Raw genomic sequence first — 20174 nt, 5'->3', positions numbered from 1 at the left:
GGCGGGCGCGGGGCGGACGAACCGCCCCGCGCCGCGGTCAGGCCTCGCTGTCCACCAGGCCGTCAATAATCACCTGCCGCACCCCCTGCGAACAGGGTTCAATACGCCCGCGCACCCCATAGACGGCCGCCAGAGTCTCGGGGGTGATGACCGCGGCCGGGGTGCCGTCGCCGAGCAGCTGGCCCGCCTTGAGCATCAGCACGTGGTCGGCGTGACGCAGGGCAATATTGATGTCGTGCACCACCACCAGGGTCACGATGTTGCGCCGCCGGGTCTCCCGGCGCACCAGATCCATCACGTGAAACTGGTAGTTGAGGTCAAGGGCGCTGAGCGGTTCGTCGAGCAGCAGCAGGCGCGGCTGGCGGATCAGCGACTGGGCGAGACCCACCAGCTGCTTTTGCCCGCCGGAGAGCTGATCGAGGTAGCTCATCGCCAGATGGGCAATCCCCAGCTGTCGCAGCAGCGCCATCACTTCCTCCTGGCGCTGCGGACTGTGGCGTCCTCCGGCGGCGCGCTGGGCAACGATAATCGACTCCAGCACATGCAGATGCACGCCGGCGGGCAGCGTCTGCGGAAGATAGACCACCTGCTCTGCGCGACGTGAGAACGGCTGCGTCAGCAGATTTTCCCCCTCCAGCAGCAGCTCGCCGCCGCAGGGGCCCAGACCCGCCATCGCCCGCATTAACGTTGATTTACCGCTGCCGTTTGGCCCCAGCAGCGCGGTGATTTTCCCTCGCGGCAGATGGGGAACCGTCAGGTTCTCGATCACCTTGCGTCTGGGGTAGCCGGCGCTGAAGTGAGACAGCGACAGCCCGGATAATGTCTGGTCGCTCATACCTGCCCCCGATGACGTAAAATGATGCTCAAAAAGAACGGGACCCCGACCAGGGAAGTGACGATCCCCACCGGAATAATGGCCCCGGGGATCAGGTTTTTCGAGGCGATGGAGGCCAGGGAGAGCACCAGGGCGCCGATCAGCGCGCTGGCGGGCAGGTAAAAGCGATGGTCTTCGCCGAAGAGCATCCGCGCAATATGCGGCGCCACCAGGCCGATAAAGCCGATTGGCCCGACAAAGGCGACCGAAAGCGCTGACAGAATGCTGATCCGCAGCAGCGTGGTCAGGCGCAGACGGCGAACGTTAATGCCAAAGCTGATGGCCCGGTCCTCGCCCAACCGCAGGGCGGTCAGCTTCCACGCGCTGCGCAGCGACAGGGGCATCACCAGCGCCAGGGCGACCAGCAGGATGGCGACTTTGCTCCAGGAGGCGCGATCGATGCTGCCCATGGTCCAGAACACCAGCCCCTGCAGCGTGTCTTCGTTGGCGATGAACTGCAGCATCGAGACCAGAGCGTTAAAGGTAAAGACCAGCGCGATGCCGAACAGAATGACGCCGGAGGTGGCCACCTGGGTCCAGCGGGTGATGCCGTCCAGCAGCAGGGCCGCCAGCAGGGCGAAGATAAAGGCGTTGGCCGAGATAAACCACTGGCCGGGAATACCGGGCAGGCCAATACCGAGCACAATCGCCAGCGCGGCGCCAAACGCCGCAGCCGAGGAGACGCCGAGGGTAAACGGGCTGGCCAGTGGGTTATTGAGGATGGTCTGCATTTCGGCGCCGGCCAGTCCCAGCGCCAGACCGACGATAATCGCCATCACCGCATAGGGCAGACGGATATCCCAGACGATAGCGCGCGTGCCCGGATCGGCGCTGGCCGGATCGGTTAACGTCTGCCACAGGCTCTGCAGCGGCAGACCGGAGGGGCCGAGCATAAAATCGAGCAGCAGTGACGCGACAATCAACAGCGCCAGCAGGAGGATCAGCAGCAGACGGCGACGCACGATACGGCGATAGTCATCCATCACGCCAGAGGTCCCGGCGGGCAGCCCGTCGAGCACGGAGTCGGAGGTTAAACGCATGCTGTATTTACTCGCTCTGCTGCCAGGAGAAGACGAACGGCTGGTCCGGCAGGTCGGTGAAATGGCGCACAATATAATGGTACGTCTCATCCGGGTTGAGATCGCCGAAGGCCTGCGGGTAGATATCTTTCGCCAGGTATTCCATGCCGACAATATTCCACGGGTGGTTATAGAAGTGGTGATAAACGCCATAGGCCCGCTTTTCCTGTACCGCCGGGATCTGGCTGACCCCAGGTCGCGCCAGCAGCGTCTGCGCCAGGGCCTTCACCGCCTCTGGCTTAACCGCATAACCCAGGGGCAACACCTGGCTGTTGCCGCGCTTCGAGCCGGTCATGATCCAGGCGTCGGGCTTCATGCTGATGATTTTCTCCAGCGAAACGAACCCGGAGGCGCCCGGCAGCAGCTGCGAACCGATATTGTTCGCCCCGACCGCCTCCACCAGCCCGCCCCAGCCGCTGTGGCCGTGGGTAAAGCAGCAGGCGTCGCTGTTGCCGGCCAGCGCTTCCACGAAGACGTTGGCCTTCGGCGTGATGGTCGCGGTCTTCTGGCGAATCGACTGCAGCTGCTGACGATAGTAATCGGTAAAGGCTTTGGCCTGGCTCTCGCGGTTAAGGACTTTGCCCAGCAGGTCGATGCTGGGGGCGGTATCTTTCGCCGGGTCGATCTCATAGTCGACAAACAGCACCGGAACGTGCAGGGCGCTGAGCTTGTCGATGACGCCGCTCTCCATCAGCGCTGGCCTGGCGCGCAGCTGGGCGATCATCAGATCCGGCTGACGGGCGATGACGCTTTCAAGATCGACGTTCCCTTTATCGCTGAAGCCCATGTCAAGGATCGTGGCCGACTGCGGCCACGTCGTTTTCAGCATCTGCCAGGTGGCAACATCCTGCTTTTTCGCCAGATTATTCCATGCCACCAGCCGTTTAAACGGATTGTCCCGGTCCAGCAGGGCGAGGGTCATAATGTCGCGGCCATCCTGCAAAATAATACGCTGCGGCTCTTTGGCGAGGGTGACCTGCCGGCCGTCGAGGTCCGTGACCGTCAGGGGATATTGGGTTGCATAGCTGAGGAGGGGCGTCGCGAGCAGCGCAGTAAGTAACAGCGATCTTACTGATTTTCTTGCCATAAAATGAGTTCCGTTTGCCAATTTATAAATATAATGATTCTGAGAATTATTCTCGAGTAAACGTCAACGGCAAGTATATCAAGGGCAAATTTCATAAAATGTAACAAACATGTTGGAAATTATGCCAACGCCGACAGGGCGCGCGAGGCGGCAGCATTTTCTGCCATGGCTGGAGGTCGAAGACGTTTTTCAGGCTAATTCCTAATGTCATCCCCGGTTCGTTGTGCCATCCTGAATGCGACTCATAACACGACACGTGAGAGAGGATATTATGAAAAAAGCAATGATTGCGTTATCGGCTATTCTGGTTGCGGCTCCGGTTTTTGCTGCGACAACACATGCAACAGATGATACCGTCGCGGCGGCGAATGCCAACGCCAACACCGCTAAAGAGAAGCTGCATCAGGCCCAGCACGAGGGCGAAGAGCAGCAGCTGAAGGCGAAACACGCCGCCGAAGGCAAGCAGGACAGCGTCGGCAGCCAGGTGAGCGAAGGCGCGCAGAAAACCTGGAACAAGACCAAAGAAGGCACCGAGAAGGGGTGGGATAAGACCAAAGAGGTCAGTGAAAAAGGCTGGAACGCCACCAAATCCGGTGCGGAAAAGGGCTGGGATAAAACCAAAACCGGCGCCGAAGAGTTAAAAAATAAAGTGACTGAATAAGTCCTTTTACCTGTCTGAATAAAGGTCGCGAAAGCGGCCTTTTTTATTGTCCTTCCTCCCGCAGCCTGGCTGTTGCGCAGCACAGCAACTGCCGATGCCAGGAATCGTCCTGGTTAACCAGTTACTCACTCTTTCTTCACATTTGCCCGGTACAAAGGAGCTGAATCAGGAGGTGTACCATGAAAAAGATGATTTCTCTGGCAGTAATTTTATCCTGTGTGCTGAGCGTCCCGGCCTTTGCCGATGGCCCGAACGACGGCCATCGTCCGGGGCAACCCACGGTGTGGCAGAACGGTCCGGACCATGACGGGCATGCACCGCAGGGCGGACCTGACGCGCATCATCAGGGCGACCATGACCAGCGTGGCCCGGATCGCGACGGCCATGACAAACGCGATCTGGCACGTCATGAGCAGGACCATTTCGCCTGGCGCGGGAGCGATTTCCGCAAAGGCCACCCGGCTCCGGCGCCGTTCCGTGGCGATGAATATCGCGTCCGCGACTGGAGCGACCGCGGCCTGCCGCCCCCGCCGGAAGGCCATCACTGGTCCTATATCGACGGTAACTATGTGCTGATCGCCGCGGCGACCGGGATCATCACCTCGATTCTGGTAAGTGGCGCCCTCGGCCACTAAATGCGCTGCTCCGCGACGCCGGGTCAGGAAAAGCCTGATCCGGCGATGGCGCACTCGCGGAAAGCTACGGATCCAGCGCAGCATCCGGCCAGTATTTATAACCATTGATCGTTGCCTGGGTGGACAGTTCTTTTTCGGTCAGATGATAAACGTTGACCTTCGAGGGCAGGGAGGCGGTATCTGACGCCACGCCGCTGGTGGAGGCGGCGATCGGCGCGCTGCAGCCCGCCAACGTGACGATAGCGAGAAGGAAAAGCCTCTGTAATTGTCTGCCCGTTTATTTTATATAACGCTGGATGTGGCCGTGCAGGGTAGGGTAAATAACGGGAAATTCTCAAAAAAATAAACTTTTATTTTTTAATTGCACTATTTTTATTATTCATTGCGCTGTGGTGAGTGGATTATTAAATAAGATGCGTCCATTCCAGGTATTAGAAATGCTGCTTGCATAAACTTTTCATCGCGATACCGTGATAAGTCCTTAATTTATTTCCCGGAGAGCGGCATGAGTGATTATGTAATTCCAGAAATTAAAGCGACGGAAGCGGAAATGATTTCTATCCGTCATTATTTACATGCCAATCCGGAATTAAGTCTTGAAGAGTTTAATACCAGCGAACTGGTCGCCAGCAAGCTGACGGAGTGGGGCTATCAGGTGACGCGCGGTCTCGGCAAGACCGGCGTGGTCGGCAGCCTGAGCAAAGGCGATTCTCCGCGCACCATCGGTTTACGCGCCGATATGGATGCCCTGCCGATCGAGGAAACCACCGGTTTACCCTGGGCCAGCACGGCGCCAGGAAAAATGCACGCCTGCGGCCATGACGGTCACACCACCATTCTGCTGGCGGCGGCGAAATATATCGCCTCGCCGGCCTGTCAGTTCAACGGCACGGTGCATCTGATTTTTCAGCCGGCGGAAGAGGCTATCGGCGGCGCGGATTTAATGATTAAAGACGGCCTGTTCGAGCAGTTCCCCTGCGAACGCATCTTTGGCTTGCACAACATGCCAGGCCTGCCTGTAGGCAAGCTGGGCTTCTACGCCGGCAACTTCATGGCCTCGGCGGACACCGTCAAAATCACGATTACCGGCTACGGCGGCCACGGCGCCCACCCCGAGCGCACCGTCGACCCGATCGTCGCCGGTGCGGCGCTGGTGATGGCCCTGCAGAGCATTGTGGCGCGCAACGTGCCGCCGGGGGAAACGGCAGTGGTCAGCGTCGGCACCTTCCAGGCCGGTATCGCCTCCAACGTCATTCCGGAGAGCGCGGTGATGGAGCTGAGCGTGCGGGCGATGAAGCCGGAAATCCGCGACCTGCTGATCAAGCGTATTCATGAGCTCGCTGACTTTACCGCTAAAAGCTATGGCGCCAGCAGCGTAGTGGAGGTTTACGACTCCTATCCGGTATTAACCAACAGTCCTGAAGAGACCGATTTCGCCCGGGCGCTGGCGCTGGAGGTGTTTGGCCGCGAAGGGGTCCTGGAGTCGGTCTCGCCGATGAATGCCAGCGAGGATTTCGCTTTTATGCTGCGTGAACGCCCGGGCAGCTACTTCCTGCTCGGCAATGGCGAGAAAGGAGAGAAGGGCGGTTGCATGGTGCACAACCCCGGCTACGACTTTAACGATGACATTATCACCATCGGCGCGACGCTGTTCGCCCGTCTGGTGGAAAAACACTGTCGCTAATCTCTGGAGAAGAACGCGAATGAAAAAATCACTGTTGCTATGGCTGGCATTAATGGCGTCGACGTCGGCGCTGGCCGAAGGGGGAAAGGAGATCCGCTTCGGCGTCGACCCGACTTTCGCGCCGTTTGAATGGAAAGATCCGCAGGGCAAGCTGGCGGGGTTTGATATCGATTTAGGCAACGCCATTTGTCAGCAGCTGCAGGCGAAATGCGTGTGGGTGGAAAGCAATTTCGACGGCATTATCCCGGCGCTGAAGGCGCGTAAATTCGACGCGATCCTTTCCGGGATGTACATGACCGAGAAGCGCAAAGCGCAGATTGCCTTTAGCGACAAGTTGTATAACGGGCCGGTGTTCCTCGTGGCGCGTAAAAATACCCTGCAAGGCAATACGCCGGAACAGCTGAAGGGCAAAACCATCGGCGTGGAGCAGGGCTCAGCGCAGGAGACGTATGTTAACCAGCACTGGCGGCCGCAGGGGATAAACATTGTGGCCTACCAGGGGGCCGATAGCGTGGTGCGTGACCTGGAGTCGGGGCGCATCGACGGCGCGGTGCTCTCCGGGATGATGGCCGACTACAGCTTCCTGCAGCAGCCGCAGGGTAAGGAATTCGCCTTTGTCGGCGGCCATCTGCAGGACGATACGCTGTTTGGCGCCGGGGCGGCGATAGGTTTGCGTAAAGACGATGAGGCGCTGCGTCAGGAAATTAACGGCGCGATTGCGAAGATTCTTGCCGACGGCACCTATAAAAAATTAGCTGGCAAATATTTTAGCTTTGATGTTTATTCCGGGACATAATGTCAGAGTGTACCTGCGGGCGTGGAGCGCCCGCCGTAAGATTCCTTTTCTGATTATCCAATCGACCTCCTCTCCTGACCCCTGTGGTTACCTGAGGGAAGCAGAATATAAGCTAAGGAGTACTCGGCATGATGACACGTCCTTTGGGCAAAACCGGATTTTCCATCGCCCCATTAGTCTTTGGCGGCAACGTCTTTGGCTGGACCATCGATGAAAAAACCAGTTTTGCTCTTCTTGATGCTTTCGTTGACCACGGTTTTGACGCTATCGATACGGCGGATGTTTATTCCCGCTGGGCGGAGGGCAACCAGGGCGGCGAATCTGAAACCATAATCGGCCGCTGGCTACAGGCGCGCCCCGGCATGCGCGATAAAGTCAAAATTTTCACCAAAGTCGGCTCCGATCTCGGCCTCCCCGGCCATAAAGGGCTCAGCAAAGCCTGGATCCAACAGGCGGTTGACGACTCTCTGCGTCGCCTGAATACCGATTATATCGACCTCTACTTCTCCCACTGGCCGGATCCGCAAACCCCGGTGGCGGAAACGCTGGAGGCCTTCCACAGCCTGCAGCAGGCCGGAAAAATCCGCGCGATGGGGGCCTCTAACCTCGATGCGATGCAGCTGGCGGGGGCGCTGGAGGTGGCGCGTAAGGGCGGCTTGCCTGCGTGGCAGGTGCTGCAGCCGGAATATAACCTCTACCACCGCTCTGCGTTTGAAGGCGCGCTGTGCGATCTCTGCGTCAGCCGCGATATCGGGGTGGTGACCTACTACAGCCTGGCCTCGGGGTTCTTAACCGGTAAGTACCGCCAGCCGTCGGATCTGACGCAGAGCCAGCGCGGAAGCGGGATTGGTAAGTACCTGAATCCGCGCGGCATGCGGATTATCGATACCCTGGCGGCGATCGCGGACGAGCAGGGCGCGAAGCCGGCTGAGGTTGCCCTGGCGTGGCTGATCGGCCGCGAAGGGGTGACCGCGCCGATCGCCAGCGCCACCAGCGTGGCTCAGGTGGAGAGTTTTGCCCGCGCGGCGGCGCTGAGCCTGAGCGCGGAGCAAGTGGCGCGGCTGGACGGCGCCAGCGCCTGAGGCAATCCCTCTTCCCGGCGGGGAGAGGGGGGAAGGCTAAACATGACGCGGAGCGTAGGCCGGGTAAGGCGCCAGCCGCCACCCGGCAAAATAACGGCGCAACCGGAAATGTCCCTGTTCGCGCTGCGCTTAGCAGGGCTACAGCTTCTGTGTTACTTCCGGGCCGATTGCGCTCCCGGTTAATTGTCTGCGTTATGGCAGTCAAGGTGCAGGGAGCGCACAGGGGGCGGCCAGTCGCCGCCGCCCCCTGTACCCCCGGGCTCCGGCCAGCAACATCGCCGCTGCGCGGTCCCTTCGACTTATCCCTGCAGGCTTCGGGTCGGGCCGAGGCAGCGTCCGTGCAAAACACGGCCCTCAGCCCGCATCCATGCGGGCTGCCCCGGCCTTCCGGGAACGTCTCAGCGATGTTGAGGCCGCAACACCGGCAGTTTCAGTCGCACTAGTGGGTAAGTTAACGGCTGGCTGCTACGGACCGTAGGCCGGGTAAGGCGCCAGCCGCCACCCGGCAAAATAACGGCGCAACCGGAAATGTCCCTGTTCGCGCTGCGCTTAGCAGGGCTACAGCTTCTGTGTTACTTCCGGGCCGATTGCGCTCCCGGTTAATTGTCTGCGTTATGGCAGTCATGGTGCAGGGAGCGCACAGGGGGCGGCCAGTCGCCGCCGCCCCCTGTACCCCCGGGCTCCGGCCAGCAACATCGCCGCTGCGCGGTACCTTCGACTTATCCCTGCAGGCTTCGGGTCGGGCCGAGGCAGCGTCCCTGCAAAACACGGCCCTCAGCCCGCATCCATGCGGGCTTCCCCGACCTTCCGGGAACGTCTCAGCGATGTTGAGGCCGCAACACCGGCAGTTTCAGTCGCACAAGTGGGTAAGTTAACGGCTGGCTGCTACGGACCGTAGGCCGGGTAAGGCGCCAGCCGCCACCCGGCAATAAAGCGGCTCCGTGCCTGATGGCATCGCCCGGTGGCGCTGCGCTTACCGGGCCTACGAGGTGTGATCCTGTGAGAGGCTCCTGTAGGCCGGGTAAGGCGCCAGCCGCCACCCGGCATAAAAGCGGCTCCGTGCCTGATGGCATCGCCCGGTGGCGCTGCGCTTACCGGGCCTGCGAGGTGTGAGCCTGTGAGAGGCCCCGGTAGGCCGGGTAAGGCGCAGCCGCCACCCGGCGAAATGACGGGTGCGGTGCCTGAAAGCGTGCCCGGCGGCGCCCTACTATTCCTGATGGCGGGTGACGTTGAGGATCTTCGCGCTGGCGCCGACCGGAAAATTGCTGAGGGCGCCGAAATCGCTGCCCTGATAGCCCATGATCTTGCCGTCAGTGCGCATCTGCTGCAGATCGATGAGGATCACCCCCAGCGTGGGAATGATTTTCTCCCGCCAGACGAACAAATAGAGATCCTCCGCCACCTGCACATAGTGGCAGCGATCGACATCCGCCAGCCCCTTTTCCACGCCGTCCAGACACTGCCAGGCGTAAAAATTATCGTTGAGATAGATGTGCTCATAGCGCTCGGTCGGGCTATAGGTGTACTGATTGCGCATGCCGACCAGCGCGGTGGTAAAGCCCGGCAGCGGCCCCGGCTGGGCATCCAGGCGGGCGAAGACGAAACGGGCCTCAACCGCGGTCAGCGGCAACCCTTGTTCTACCCGGCTGAAGGCGTCCAGCCGCGCGGCGGCTTCGTCCGGCAGCTGGCCGTATACCAGCGTGGCATTGCGCTGCGTCAGGTTGCATACCGCGCTAATGCTGGCGTTATCCCGCTCCGGGTCAAGGAAGTCGATAAACAGAATGTCCGGGCGCAGGGCGGTCGCTCGCCAGGGGGCGCGCTTGCCGTTCCAGCTTAGCGTCTGCTCATCTTCGATAACCAGCTGCTGCGGCTCGCTCCCGGCGACATAAAAGGTAAAGTTTTCGCCTGCGGGCAGGCTGGCGGTAGCCAGCAGGTTACCGTGCGGCGCAAAACCATCGGCCAGCGCGCCGACCTGGATAAATACGGCTTCTGAAGTCATAGGGGCTCCTGAACAGAGTAGGGCGTTAGGCAAACGCCAGAGTGGGAACATCGACGATACTGGCCCCGCCGTCGGCGACCAGCGTAGCGCCGCTGATGATGGCGGCCTGCGGCGAACAGAGAAACTGACAGGCCTCGGCTATCTCCTCGGGGCTGGCGGGGCGGCGCAGCGGAACATCGCGACAGACCCGCTGATAAGCCTCAGCCAGCGACAGCCCTTCCGCCTGCATCAGCGGGTGCATCTCTTCATCCGCCATCGGCGTCGTGACCCAGCCGGGACAGACGGCGTTAGCGCGTACCCCCTGGGGGCCATAATCGCGGGCGACGGAGCGCATCAGGCCGATTAAAGCGTGTTTGGCGGTGACGTAGCCGCAGGCCTGCGGCCCGGCGGCCAGAGAGGCGATGGAGGCGACAAACAGCACATTGCCGCGGCGGGCAATCAGCGAAGGCAGACAGGCGCGAACGCTGGCGAAGGCGCTGGTTAGATTGCCGTCCAGCGCCTCGCGCCATTGGCGGTCGCTGGTCTCGGCGGCGGGGCTGTTGCCCATCCCGCCGGCGCTGCAGATGAGGACATTAATCCCGCCGGTCTGGTCGAGGATGGCCGGTAGCAGCCGCTGGCGCCACACCTCGCCGTCGGCGGCATCGCCCACCAGCGCCGTGGCGCCGGTCTCATCAGCGACAGCCTGCAGCGGCGCTTCGCGCCGTCCGGTAATAAACACCCGGTCGCCCGCGGCGCGCATCAGCCGCGCGCAGGCGGCGCCAATTCCGGTTCCACCGCCGGTTATCACCACGACTCTCGCCATCCGCACTCTCCTGTAATGGGGTTTCCGATTACCTTAAAAAGCGCGTCAGGTCCCGGCTATCGCCCGGAAGAACGATAGCCGTGGTGGTTAATGGATCTCGCTCACAGGGATCGCCTGCGGCGCAGGCACCGGCTTCATGGTGGCGGGGTCGACCGCCAGATAGCGCCCGGTTTTGCTGTCGATGCCGACGTAGTCGATCATCTTGCCCTGTGCCCGGGTGACCATGGTGCGCTTAGCAAATGCCTCGTAGGCCTCGCTCATGGCTTTGACCCGATCGGGATGTTCGGCCGCGACATCATGCGTCTCCAGCGGGTCGTCGTGCAGATTAAACAGCTGCCACGGCGCGTCGCCGGCGGTGAGGCCGCGCGGCACCAGCCGTCGCAGCTTCCATTCGCCATCGACCCAGGCCGCCTGATGATGCAGTTCAACCCCGTAGTTGCCGCGCGGCGGCTCCTGTACTTCGCCGGTGAGATAGCGCTTAAAGCTGACGCCGATCATCGGCAACACCGGCTTTTTCGCCAGCGACTTGTTCGGATCGATGCCGGCGAATTCATATAGCGTCGGCGCCACGTCATACACCGCCATCGTCGAGGCGTCGATTTTACCGTGGCGGGTGATCCCGGGACCGGAGATCATAAAGTCGGTATTGATGCCGCCCTGGGCGCTGGTGGTTTTGTGATAATTGGCGTAGGGGGCGTTGCTGACGTTGGCCCAGTGGGGGCCGTAGGAGACAAATGATCCTTTGCGGCCGACGTTGTCATAGCTGTTATCGAACTGCTTCCAGAATTCCGGGGTAGATTCGTAGTAGAATCCCTGCGCCGGGTTGGCGCCGTTATCGGTTAAAAAGACCAGCAGGGTATTTTTATCGCGCCCGGTTTGTTTCAGCGTCTCCATCAGGGTGCCGATTTGCGCGTCCATATTGGCGATCATCGCCGCATACACCTGCATCACTTTCGCCGTATATTTCTGCTGCTCTGGCGTTAGCGCCTCCCACTCTTTATCCAGCTCCAGATGCGGCAGCGGGGTATCGTCATGGATAATTCCCAGCGCTTTCAGGCGGGCGATGCGCTGGCGATAGACCTCGGCGTAACCCTGCTCATACTGGCCTTTGAAGCGCTTAATCCACTCGTCAGGCGCCTGCAGGGGATCATGAGGGGCGGTGAAGGCCAGCCAGGCGAAGACCGGCTGTTCCTTCGGCGTCGCTTTAATCCAGCTGTTCATCTGGCGGGCGTAGGCTTCGCTGGAGTAAAAATCATCCGGTAGGGAGACGCGCTCGCCGTCGCGGGTGTAGTAGGTGTGGAAGGCTTCAACGGTCCCCAGCGGTATCGCGTCGTTAAAGTGGCTGGTGCCGCCGCCCATAAAGGCGAAGGCGTGGTTAAAGCCGCGATCTTTCGGCGTGGCGCCGGGAACAAAACCGAGGTGCCATTTACCGGCCATCAGGGTGTTATACCCCGCGTCTTTAAAGCGCTCGGCCATGGTGGTGACGCGGTCGGTCAGCCGCAGCTCGTAGCCCTCCTTGCCAATGGTGCTGTCGTACCACCACATGCCGCCCATCCCAGCCTGCTGGTTACTGTTGCCGGTGAGCAGCATTGAGCGCGCCGGGGCCGACATCGGCGAGGTGTAATACTGGCTCATGCGCATTCCCTGCTCGGCCATCGCCTGCAGGTTGGGGGTGGGGATCTCGCCGCCAAAGGGGCTGATGTCCGAGTAGCCCATATCATCGGCGATAATCACGATGACGTTTGGACGCTCCTGCTGCGCGGCGTGCGCGCCACCGGCGAGGATCATGCTGACCGTCGCGGCCATGGCTTTTTTGTTCACGACTGACTCTCCTGTTCAGAGGGGGATATCATCAGGGTAAGGCGCTACGCAGTATGCGCAGTCCCAACAAACGCGGCCCGCCAGGCCTTCAGGCCATTAAGGTCGCGGGAAAAGGGGCGTAATGGTGCGAGGATGTCGCTAAAGAAGCGGTAGTAGCCTCCGCAGAGGCGGTTGTTGCCTGCGGCGTTGAGATGCGCCGGGCAGCCGCCCTGGCAGACCATTTTTACCGAGCAAGTCTGGCATTCACGGCGCAGACTTTTCTGCTGACCGAACGGCAGTTGCACCGAGGCGTCGACCGCGGCGGCGAGCGTCTGCTCATCGAGGCGGCCCAGCCGATGTTCGGCGTTGATCAGGTGGTCGCAGGCGTAGAGCTGTCCGTCGGGCTCCATCACCAGGTTGCTGCCGCAGCGGGCGCTGTGCACGCAGCTGCCGCTGGTATGAGTGAAATACTGCGCCCACGCCTGTTCGATATTGATAACGAACACCCGCCCCCTATCGCAGCGCTTCCGCCACTGTCGCCAGATGCCGACCATAAAACGCCCCCAGTTATCGGCACTCAGCTGATAGCCCTCGCGCAACGCTGCGCCTTCGCTCATCAGCGGCTGAAACTGCAGATAGCGCGCGCCGAGGCCGACCAGCCGGTCATAAATCGCCGCCGCGTGGGCCGCCATCTCGTTATGCACCACCACCAGCAGATTAAAAGTCCACCTGATGCTGATGGAGCAGGTCAATGCCGCGCAGCGCCGCCGACCAGGTCGACCGGCCGCGTTTATCCGGACGATGGTAGTCCTGCAGCGCTTCGTTGCCTTCGAGGCTCAACCCGATAATAAAGCCATGTTCGCGGAACAGTCGGCACCATGGGTCGTTGATCAGCGTCCCGTTGGTCTGCAGGCTGTTGCTGATAGTCACGCCGTCGGGGGCATAGCGTGCCTGCAGGGCGAGCGCTTTTTTGTAGAAGCTCAGGCCGGCCAGCAGCGGCTCGCCCCCCTGCCAGACAAAGTTGATTTCCCGCGCGCCGGCGGGCTGGGCGGCAATATAGCGGCGGATAAACTGCTCCAGCCGCGCGTCATCCATCTTGTTGACCGGCGTTTCGTCCTGCGGGTAATAGCAATAGCGGCAGGCGAGATTGCAGGCGGGGCCAATCGGCTTCATCAGAATATGAAACGGCACCGGCGAGCGCGGCTCAGCGGCCAGCGGAATTTGCTGCTGGCGCAGGGCGGCGATATTCAGCATCGGCTTATCCTCGGTTAATGACCGGTACTGTTGATATTATTTTGGCAACAGCGGGTCAGGCGTAATCACATGATTAAGCCGCGGCGAAAATTAAATGCATCCTGTTAAGGGTATAAGTGAAAAAAAACAAAAATCCATCGTTCTTTAGGATGAGAATCACGCGTCGGGAATAGGGTTTTTTTATCACCAGGGGCAGGTACGCCGGGTGTTAATCTTATTTGTTTATGTTTTAACGCCGCTATCGTAAAGCATGGCCGGGGTGTTTTTTAAATGCTTTATATAACAATGTATTGCTGAAAATTTTGTAACGGCTATCACATTGTTAATATGTTAATGATTGTGTTACTTAAATGTGAAATGTATGCTTCAATTATCGGTAGTCATCCATGTGTCATGCACCATCATCTCGACGGGGAGGCCCTATCATGTCTGCTTTGTTAAAAGCCAGCCGTAATGATGCGATAATAGCCCGTTGTTTACAGACTATTTCTCAGTTAATTCCACTGACTTCAGCGGTGTTTTATCGAGTAAATAACCGGTTAAAACCCGAAAACTATATATTGCATAATATTTCCGATAATACGCACCAACAATATCTGGAAAACTTCCAGCCGCTGGATCCGCATTTACCGGCGCACTTTAGCCACCAGAACACCACCGTGGCGGCGATGACGCCGCGGCTCTGCGATCGCAACCGACATTATTATCATGAATTTATGTTGCCGAATAACGTGCGTGACATGACCGAGATCTTCATCCGCCGCGAGCGGCGGATCGTCGCCGGTATCTCGCTGATGCGCGACGTGCCTTTCTCCAGCGAAGAGCGCCAGCGGGCCCAGGCGGTGCTGCCGCTGGTAGAGCTGGCCATTCGCGACTGCCTGCAGGAAGAAGATGATCTGCCCGCCATCCTGACGGCGAAAGAGCGGGAAATCGTCGGCATGGTGCGCGAAGGCGCCAGCAATAAGCTGATTGCCCGCCAGCTGGATATCTCGCTCTCGACGGTAAAAACGCACCTGCGCAATATTTTCGCCAAGACCGAAGTGGTCAATCGTACCGAACTGGTTTCCCGAACCTGGATGCCGGCCGCTCAGCGTACGCTGCATCTGTGATCTGACTTTCGCATCCCGCGCGCGCCGTGGCAGCACGGCGTTTTCCTGATGCCTGTGGGTATCACTCCCTGGAGGATCCTCCGGGGGGAGGCTTTTTTGACCGGAGCACGCCCTACGATGTCGAGTACACCTCTCACTGATAATGCGCTTTCCCGGCCCGCCGGGCTGGTGGTGTCCCTGCGTTTGCTGGCGGCGATCGTGATTTTTGCCGCTATTGCGCCGGGTATTCTGATGACCGCGCCGGCGGTAGCGGCGCAGCTGGCCAGCGAATGGCAGCTAAAACCCGGGCAGATCGGCTGGCTGTTCTCCGCGGAGCTGGGGGCGATGAGCCTGGCGACGCTCCCGGCGTGGTGGTGGATGAGCCGCCTCGACTGGCGGCGGGTTGCCCTGACGGCCGGGGTGGTGTTTCTGGCCGCCAACCTCGCCTCGGCGGTGGTCACCCAGTACGAGACGCTGCTGGCGGCGCGCTTTATCGCCTCGCTGGCGGGCGGCACGTTGATGATTTTGTGCATCAGCTGCGCGGCCGGAACGCCGAACCCGTCGCGGGTCTACGCCTTCTGGGTGCTCGGGCAACTGCTGTTAGGGATGCTTGGCCTGCTGGCGCTGCCCGGCCTGTTCGCGACCTTTGGCCTGAAGGTGGTGTATCTGATCCTCGCTGCCATCATGCTCTGCTGTTTGCCGCTGGTATCCGCTTTCCCTCCGCGCTTTCAACCGCTTTCAGTCTCCCGCCAGCAGCCGTCGACGGCGCTGTGGCGTCAGGCGCTGGCGGTGCTGGCGGTGCTCACTTTCTATATCAGCCTCAGCGCCGTGTGGACCTTTATCGGCACCATCGGCAGCGCGGCGGGGCTGAGCCCGACGCAGGTCGGTCTGGTGCTGGCGGCGGCGACGGTTTGCGGCATTATCGGCGCCTGCGGCGCGGCCCTGCGCGGCACCCGGCGGGCCGATCGTTTACCGGTGAGGCTGGGCTACGGCCTGTTGATCGTCAGCGTTGGGCTGCTGATCGGCCAGCCGCTGCTGGTGCGTTACGCCATCGCGGCGCTGCTGTTTAAGTTCACCTGGACCTTCGTGCTGCCCTTTATTCTCGCCCGCGTGGCCGGGCTCGATAACAGCGGTCGGCTAATGAACAGCATCAATCTGGTGATCGGCGGCGGCATGGCGGCTGGCCCGGCGCTTGCGGGGGCCTTACTGCAACACTTCGCCAGCGCCGACCCGCTGCTGGCGGCGGCAGGCGTCTGCGTGCTGCTGTCACTGATTTTAATTGTGGCGGCGTCCGCCGCCGGGAAGGCTTAGCCCACGGGAGGATAGAGTGAAAAGAAAAACCGGTTTCTTTTTTGATGAACGTTGTTTCTGGCACAGTACCGGTCTGCACGCGGTGACGCTGCCAGTGGGCGGGTGGGTACAGCCGCCCGCCGGCGGCGGTCATGCTGAATCGCCAGAGACCAAACGGCGGATGAAAAACCTGATGGATGTCTCCGGGCTGACGCCGCAGCTGGCGCTGCGCAGCGCGGCGCCGGCGAGCCTTGAGGACCTGCGGCGGATCCACCCCGACAGCTATCTGGAGCGCTTCAAGGCGATAAGCGATAACGGCGGCGGCATGCTCGGCAAAGAGGCGCCGCTGGGGCCGGGCAGTTATGAAATTGCCTGTCTTTCCGCCGGGCTGGCCTGTGCGGCGGTGGAAGCGGTGCTGAAGGGGGAGCTGGATAACGCCTATTCGCTGTCGCGCCCGCCCGGACACCACTGCCTGCCGGACCAGTCGATGGGATTTTGTTTCCTCGCCAATATTCCCATTGCCGTCGAGCGAGCGAAAGCGCAGCTGGGGCTGGGCAAGGTGGCGATCATTGACTGGGATGTTCACCACGGCAACGGCACCCAGCATATCTACCTGCAGCGCGACGACGTACTGACTATCTCCTTGCATCAGGACGGCTGCTTCCCGCCGGGCTACGCCGGCGAGGACGATCGCGGCGTGGGCGCGGGCGAAGGTTACAACATCAATATTCCGCTGTTGGCCGGGGCGGGGGATGACAGCTGGCGCTATGCGCTGGAAACTATCGTTATTCCGGCGCTGGCGCGTTTTGAGCCGGAGCTGATTATTATCGCCTGCGGCTATGACGCCAACGCCATGGATCCATTAGCGCGGATGCAGCTGCACAGCGATAGCTTCCGGGCGATGACCGAACAGGTCAAGCAGGCGGCGGATCGCCTGTGCGGCGGGAAACTGGTGATGGTGCACGAGGGCGGCTACGCCGAGTCCTACGTGCCGTTCTGCGGCCTGGCGGTGATGGAAGCCCTGAGCGGCATCCGCACCGAGGTCCAGGATCCGCTGCTGGAATTTATTCAACAGCAGCAGCCGCGCGCCACGTTCGCGCAGTTCCAGCGCCAGGCCATCGATCGGCTGGCGCAGCAGTTTGGCCTGCAATAGTCGCTCACGCTCACGTTGATCCCTAAAGTCCCAATATGGGACTTTTACTTTACTTAGTCCCGAAATGGGACTAGTCTCTGCCCATGAAGATAATCTCAGTGAAAACCTTAAGGGACTTCTGGGCGGAGAATCCCGACGCTGAACAACCGCTAAAGGCCTGGGTAGACGAAGCGACAAAAGCAGACTGGAAAACCCCGGCGGAGATAAAGGACCAATACCGCAGCGCAAGTATTCTGAAAAATAAGCGGGTGGTATTCAACATTAAAGGAAATGATTACCGGTTAATCGTAGCCGTTGCTTATCTGCGGGGGTGGGTGTTCGTTAAGTTTATCGGTTCGCATAAGGAATATGACGAGATAAACGCTGAGACGATAGAGAGGAAGTAAATGATGAATGTGAAGCCTATCCGCACTGAACAAGATTACGAGGCCGCGTTACGCGCGGTTGAACCTTTTTTTGATAATGAACCTGCGCCGGACACGCCGGAAGGGGATTTTTTTGAGGTGATGTGCCTGCTGATTGCTGAATATGAAAAAAAGCACTATCCCATCGAGCCGCCGACGCCGATAGAGGCGATCAAGTTTCGCATGGAGCAGCAGGGGCTGACCGTCAAAGATCTGGAGCCGGCGATTGGTAAATCGAATCGCGTGTATGAAATTCTCAATGGTACGCGCAACCTGACGCTCCCGATGATTCGCCGGCTTCACGCACAGTTCGGCATTCCTCTGGAGAGTCTGATCGGCGCGTGATGGCGCGGGCATCCGGCTCACTCATGCATCCACTGACTTACCGCCTGATTAACCATCGCCAGCACGCTGAGCAGCAGCATCCGCTGCTGCGCTTCCAGCCGCAGATAACGGCGCAGCGGCGGCATTTTACAGACCACTTCGCTGGCGGCCCAGGGTTCAATGCTGCAGCGCCAGCCGCTACTATCAAAGGTCAGCGAAAAGCGGCGGTAATCCAGCTCGCTTAAGGTCTGCTGGAGATTAGGAAAACCGTTGAGATAGCCGGCGAGTTCCTCGCTGCCTTTGCCGCCGATAAAGCGGATCGGCTGGCGTTTCCACCAGCCGGATTGATGGGCGCGAATGTTACCGCGCACTGGCCGGGTCACCGGCCCCTCGACGACAAACTCGCAGCTGTGAATGCTGGCCATAAACAGCCGCTTCTGACGCACGCTGAAGGTGACGGCGGTGGCGTCGTTCAAGCGCAGCAGCGCGCTGCGTTCGCTCAGCTTTTCGCTGGGCCAGCCCGCCAGATCGCGCTGCACCGCGTTCATTAACGGCGTTTCAAACCAGGGGACGGAGGACATCTGGCGTCATCTCCCCGCGGGTCTGTTTTTCATAATTGTTGATGGCGCGCTCCACCACCTCTTCCACTACCAGCGGCTTGAACGGATTGACGCGCTGCACGCACACCGTCCAGAACAGGGCGTAAGCGGCGGTCAGGCCGAGCATTATGCCGAACGGCACCAGCACCTGGCGGCTGTCCATCCCGGGCGGCGTGATATTGACGATAGCGATGATGATCCCGACGCTGGAGATAATCTGCGGCAGCGGGAACCACGGCGAGCGGTAGGCGCGCGGCAGGTCCGGGCGGCGAATGCGCAGCATCACCACCGACAGAGTAACCAGCAGATAGGCGACGCCCCAGGCGCAGACCGCGGCGAGGATCAGCGGCACGATGCGGTCCAGATCGCCGTTCAGATACCAGGCGTGCAGGCAGGGGATCGCCACCCCGATGGCAATGGCGATCACCGGCGTCTTAAAGCGCGGATGCAGCCAGGTCAGGAAACGGGGTAGCGCGCCGTCCAGCGCCATGCCGTAGATAATACGCGGCACGGCGGCCATCAGCGTATTGATGGTGGCGCAGCCGGCCAACAGCAGCCCGACCCCCAGCCAGTACTGGCCGGCGTGGCCCATCACCCGTTCGGCGAAGGCCGGGATCGCCATCGGTGTATCCAGCAGATGGACGTTGTTGGCCGCGTCGAGCACGGTATTCTCCACCTGGCGGTTGATCGCCGCGCCGTAGATAAACATGCAGCTGGCGACCCCCAGCAGGCCCAGCGCCATCGCCCGCGGTATGGTGCGGTGGGCCTGTTTGATCTCCGGCGCCATCGGCGTCACCAGTTCGCAACCGACGAACATAAACATCGCCATGCCGATATAGCCGAACAGGCCGTTGATATCGCTAACGTTCAGCGGCGTGCCGAACCAGCCGGAAAGATGAGTCACCGGCGCCATAAAAATGCCGCACAGGCCGAAAATGGTCAGCGTGGTCCACATGCCGAAGGTCAGCACCACTTCGACCTTGCCGAAGATTTCCACGCCGATGGCGTTGAGTAAGCCGAAAATTACCACCATGCCGACGCCCACCATCCAGGTATTCTGGTGGGCGGCCATCTGGGCGTTAATCGACTCGAAGTTCACCAGCGCCATAATGCCCGCCAGGATCGTCTCCGCCGTCCCGGCGAAGATATGGACGATCAGATAGGCGCACAGCGCGCCGGTGATAGCGAAGAAGCGGCCCATGCCGCAGGAGATATAGTCGTACACCGAACCGGTGGTGGGAATGAGCGTCGCCGCCTCGGCAAAGGTGGTGACCTGCGCCTGCATCATAATAAAGGCCAGCAGTACCGCCAGCGCGAAGGTATCGCCGCCCATGCCGAAGCCGCTGGTGACCGTCAGGATCACCGGGCTGGCCATGATCAGCCCGACGGAGCTGGCGAGGGTGGTCGGGAAGCCGACGACGCCGCGCTCAAGATGGCTGGCGAGTCTGTTACTAAACATAGTCAACCTCTGCACAATAATGGGGTAGGGCAGGGAATAGCCAGCGCCACTCCCGGATAGTCATAATTTAGGCGGGCATCCTGCTCAACGAATATCGTCCGGAA

20 protein-coding genes and 1 pseudogene are annotated in these 20174 nt (G+C 60.5%); 11 read left to right on the top strand and 10 right to left on the bottom strand.

The window, feature by feature from the left end:
• Nucleotides 1-37 precede the first annotated feature (37 nt).
• The 3 genes from KB890_RS07850 to KB890_RS07840 form a co-directional block, all read right to left on the bottom strand.
• On the bottom strand, nt 38-835 hold the full coding sequence (locus KB890_RS07850) for an ABC transporter ATP-binding protein (protein WP_012068390.1): 798 nt from the start codon (nt 833-835) through the stop codon (nt 38-40).
• Nucleotides 832-1860 (bottom strand): FecCD family ABC transporter permease, encoded by a 1029-nt coding sequence (locus tag KB890_RS07845; protein ID WP_072143255.1) that lies wholly within the window; start codon nt 1858-1860, stop codon nt 832-834. The genes KB890_RS07850 and KB890_RS07845 overlap by 4 nt, the downstream gene beginning before the upstream one ends.
• A gap of 61 nt (nt 1861-1921) precedes the next feature.
• Nucleotides 1922-3040, bottom strand: coding sequence for an ABC transporter substrate-binding protein (locus tag KB890_RS07840; RefSeq protein WP_020324543.1), 1119 nt, complete (start codon nt 3038-3040; stop codon nt 1922-1924).
• Between the two features lie 271 nt (nt 3041-3311).
• Between KB890_RS07840 and KB890_RS07835 the strand changes: the two genes are divergently transcribed.
• The gene (locus KB890_RS07835; protein WP_002892699.1) at nt 3312-3701 is read left to right on the top strand and encodes a hypothetical protein; all 390 of its coding nucleotides are present in this window, start codon (nt 3312-3314) and stop codon (nt 3699-3701) included.
• Nucleotides 3702-3880: 179 nt separating this feature from the next.
• The gene (locus KB890_RS07830; RefSeq protein WP_020324546.1) at nt 3881-4336 is read left to right on the top strand and encodes an RcnB family protein; all 456 of its coding nucleotides are present in this window, start codon (nt 3881-3883) and stop codon (nt 4334-4336) included.
• 64 nt (nt 4337-4400) lie between these two features.
• On the opposite strand, the gene KB890_RS07825 is transcribed toward KB890_RS07830, so the two are convergent.
• The gene (locus tag KB890_RS07825; protein ID WP_019705351.1) at nt 4401-4526 is read right to left on the bottom strand and encodes a hypothetical protein; all 126 of its coding nucleotides are present in this window, start codon (nt 4524-4526) and stop codon (nt 4401-4403) included.
• On the opposite strand from KB890_RS07825, the gene KB890_RS07820 reads away from it, so the two are divergent.
• From KB890_RS07820 to KB890_RS07805, 4 genes are all read left to right on the top strand, one after another.
• Nucleotides 4489-4626, top strand: coding sequence for a hypothetical protein (locus KB890_RS07820; RefSeq protein WP_032408802.1), 138 nt, complete (start codon nt 4489-4491; stop codon nt 4624-4626). The genes KB890_RS07825 and KB890_RS07820 overlap by 38 nt on opposite strands.
• 215 nt (nt 4627-4841) lie before the next feature.
• The gene (locus tag KB890_RS07815; protein ID WP_004176999.1) at nt 4842-6020 is read left to right on the top strand and encodes a M20 aminoacylase family protein; all 1179 of its coding nucleotides are present in this window, start codon (nt 4842-4844) and stop codon (nt 6018-6020) included.
• 19 nt (nt 6021-6039) lie between these two features.
• Complete coding sequence (locus KB890_RS07810) at nt 6040-6816, top strand: ABC transporter substrate-binding protein (RefSeq protein WP_002892707.1); 777 nt, start codon at nt 6040-6042, stop codon at nt 6814-6816.
• Between the two features lie 128 nt (nt 6817-6944).
• Nucleotides 6945-7898 carry an aldo/keto reductase gene (locus KB890_RS07805; RefSeq protein WP_020324545.1) on the top strand — a complete coding sequence of 318 codons (954 nt, stop codon included), beginning with the start codon at nt 6945-6947 and terminating at the stop codon, nt 7896-7898.
• A gap of 1207 nt (nt 7899-9105) precedes the next feature.
• On the opposite strand, the gene KB890_RS07800 is transcribed toward KB890_RS07805, so the two are convergent.
• The 4 genes and pseudogenes from KB890_RS07800 to KB890_RS07785 form a co-directional block, all read right to left on the bottom strand.
• Entirely contained in the window at nt 9106-9897 is a 792-nt protein-coding gene (locus KB890_RS07800; RefSeq protein WP_009308084.1) for a MoaF C-terminal domain-containing protein, read from the bottom strand.
• A 25-nt stretch (nt 9898-9922) separates the two neighbouring features.
• The gene (locus KB890_RS07795; RefSeq protein WP_020323725.1) at nt 9923-10699 is read right to left on the bottom strand and encodes an SDR family NAD(P)-dependent oxidoreductase; all 777 of its coding nucleotides are present in this window, start codon (nt 10697-10699) and stop codon (nt 9923-9925) included.
• Between the two features lie 87 nt (nt 10700-10786).
• Nucleotides 10787-12520, bottom strand: a complete 1734-nt coding sequence (locus tag KB890_RS07790) for an arylsulfatase (RefSeq protein WP_020323720.1) — start codon at nt 12518-12520, stop codon at nt 10787-10789.
• A 44-nt stretch (nt 12521-12564) separates the two neighbouring features.
• Nucleotides 12565-13753 (bottom strand): annotated as a pseudogene (locus KB890_RS07785) (anaerobic sulfatase maturase).
• 425 nt (nt 13754-14178) lie between these two features.
• Between KB890_RS07785 and KB890_RS07780 the strand changes: the two are divergent.
• From KB890_RS07780 to KB890_RS07760, 5 genes are all read left to right on the top strand, one after another.
• Nucleotides 14179-14862 carry a helix-turn-helix transcriptional regulator gene (locus KB890_RS07780; RefSeq protein ID WP_020323721.1) on the top strand — a complete coding sequence of 228 codons (684 nt, stop codon included), beginning with the start codon at nt 14179-14181 and terminating at the stop codon, nt 14860-14862.
• Between the two features lie 117 nt (nt 14863-14979).
• On the top strand, nt 14980-16152 hold the full coding sequence (locus KB890_RS07775) for an MFS transporter (protein WP_020323722.1): 1173 nt from the start codon (nt 14980-14982) through the stop codon (nt 16150-16152).
• 16 nt (nt 16153-16168) lie between these two features.
• Nucleotides 16169-17284 (top strand): class II histone deacetylase, encoded by a 1116-nt coding sequence (locus tag KB890_RS07770; RefSeq protein ID WP_020323726.1) that lies wholly within the window; start codon nt 16169-16171, stop codon nt 17282-17284.
• An 83-nt stretch (nt 17285-17367) separates the two neighbouring features.
• Nucleotides 17368-17670: a type II toxin-antitoxin system HigB family toxin gene (locus KB890_RS07765; RefSeq protein ID WP_004178884.1), complete on the top strand. Its 303-nt coding sequence runs from the start codon at nt 17368-17370 to the stop codon at nt 17668-17670.
• Entirely contained in the window at nt 17671-18033 is a 363-nt protein-coding gene (locus KB890_RS07760) for a helix-turn-helix domain-containing protein (RefSeq protein ID WP_004178885.1), read from the top strand.
• A gap of 17 nt (nt 18034-18050) precedes the next feature.
• Here KB890_RS07760 and KB890_RS07755 read toward each other — a convergent pair whose 3' ends face one another.
• Together KB890_RS07755 and KB890_RS07750 are read right to left on the bottom strand one after the other, a co-directional pair.
• Nucleotides 18051-18593, bottom strand: a complete 543-nt coding sequence (locus tag KB890_RS07755; protein WP_004178886.1) for a DUF3156 family protein — start codon at nt 18591-18593, stop codon at nt 18051-18053.
• Nucleotides 18571-20070: an APC family permease gene (locus KB890_RS07750; RefSeq protein WP_002892820.1), complete on the bottom strand. Its 1500-nt coding sequence runs from the start codon at nt 20068-20070 to the stop codon at nt 18571-18573. The genes KB890_RS07755 and KB890_RS07750 overlap by 23 nt, the downstream gene beginning before the upstream one ends.
• Nucleotides 20071-20174 lie beyond the last annotated feature (104 nt).

The organism is Klebsiella sp. P1954, from assembly GCF_018199955.1.
GTDB classification, from domain to species: Bacteria; Pseudomonadota; Gammaproteobacteria; order Enterobacterales; family Enterobacteriaceae; genus Klebsiella; species Klebsiella pneumoniae.
The sequence above is the reverse complement of the archived record's forward strand: the minus strand, read 5'-3'. Positions and strand labels throughout refer to the sequence as shown.

Coding starts and splice junctions, on each gene's coding strand:
- KB890_RS07850 (WP_012068390.1), bottom strand. CDS start 835: ATGAGCGACCAGACATTATCCGGGCTGTCGCTGTCTCACTTCAGCGCC.
- KB890_RS07840 (WP_020324543.1), bottom strand. CDS start 3,040: ATGGCAAGAAAATCAGTAAGATCGCTGTTACTTACTGCGCTGCTCGCG.
- KB890_RS07835 (WP_002892699.1), top strand. CDS start 3,312: ATGAAAAAAGCAATGATTGCGTTATCGGCTATTCTGGTTGCGGCTCCG.
- KB890_RS07830 (WP_020324546.1), top strand. CDS start 3,881: ATGAAAAAGATGATTTCTCTGGCAGTAATTTTATCCTGTGTGCTGAGC.
- KB890_RS07815 (WP_004176999.1), top strand. CDS start 4,842: ATGAGTGATTATGTAATTCCAGAAATTAAAGCGACGGAAGCGGAAATG.
- KB890_RS07810 (WP_002892707.1), top strand. CDS start 6,040: ATGAAAAAATCACTGTTGCTATGGCTGGCATTAATGGCGTCGACGTCG.
- KB890_RS07805 (WP_020324545.1), top strand. CDS start 6,945: ATGATGACACGTCCTTTGGGCAAAACCGGATTTTCCATCGCCCCATTA.
- KB890_RS07800 (WP_009308084.1), bottom strand. CDS start 9,897: ATGACTTCAGAAGCCGTATTTATCCAGGTCGGCGCGCTGGCCGATGGT.
- KB890_RS07795 (WP_020323725.1), bottom strand. CDS start 10,699: ATGGCGAGAGTCGTGGTGATAACCGGCGGTGGAACCGGAATTGGCGCC.
- KB890_RS07780 (WP_020323721.1), top strand. CDS start 14,179: ATGTCTGCTTTGTTAAAAGCCAGCCGTAATGATGCGATAATAGCCCGT.
- KB890_RS07775 (WP_020323722.1), top strand. CDS start 14,980: ATGTCGAGTACACCTCTCACTGATAATGCGCTTTCCCGGCCCGCCGGG.
- KB890_RS07765 (WP_004178884.1), top strand. CDS start 17,368: ATGAAGATAATCTCAGTGAAAACCTTAAGGGACTTCTGGGCGGAGAAT.
- KB890_RS07760 (WP_004178885.1), top strand. CDS start 17,671: ATGATGAATGTGAAGCCTATCCGCACTGAACAAGATTACGAGGCCGCG.
- KB890_RS07755 (WP_004178886.1), bottom strand. CDS start 18,593: ATGTCCTCCGTCCCCTGGTTTGAAACGCCGTTAATGAACGCGGTGCAG.
- KB890_RS07750 (WP_002892820.1), bottom strand. CDS start 20,070: ATGTTTAGTAACAGACTCGCCAGCCATCTTGAGCGCGGCGTCGTCGGC.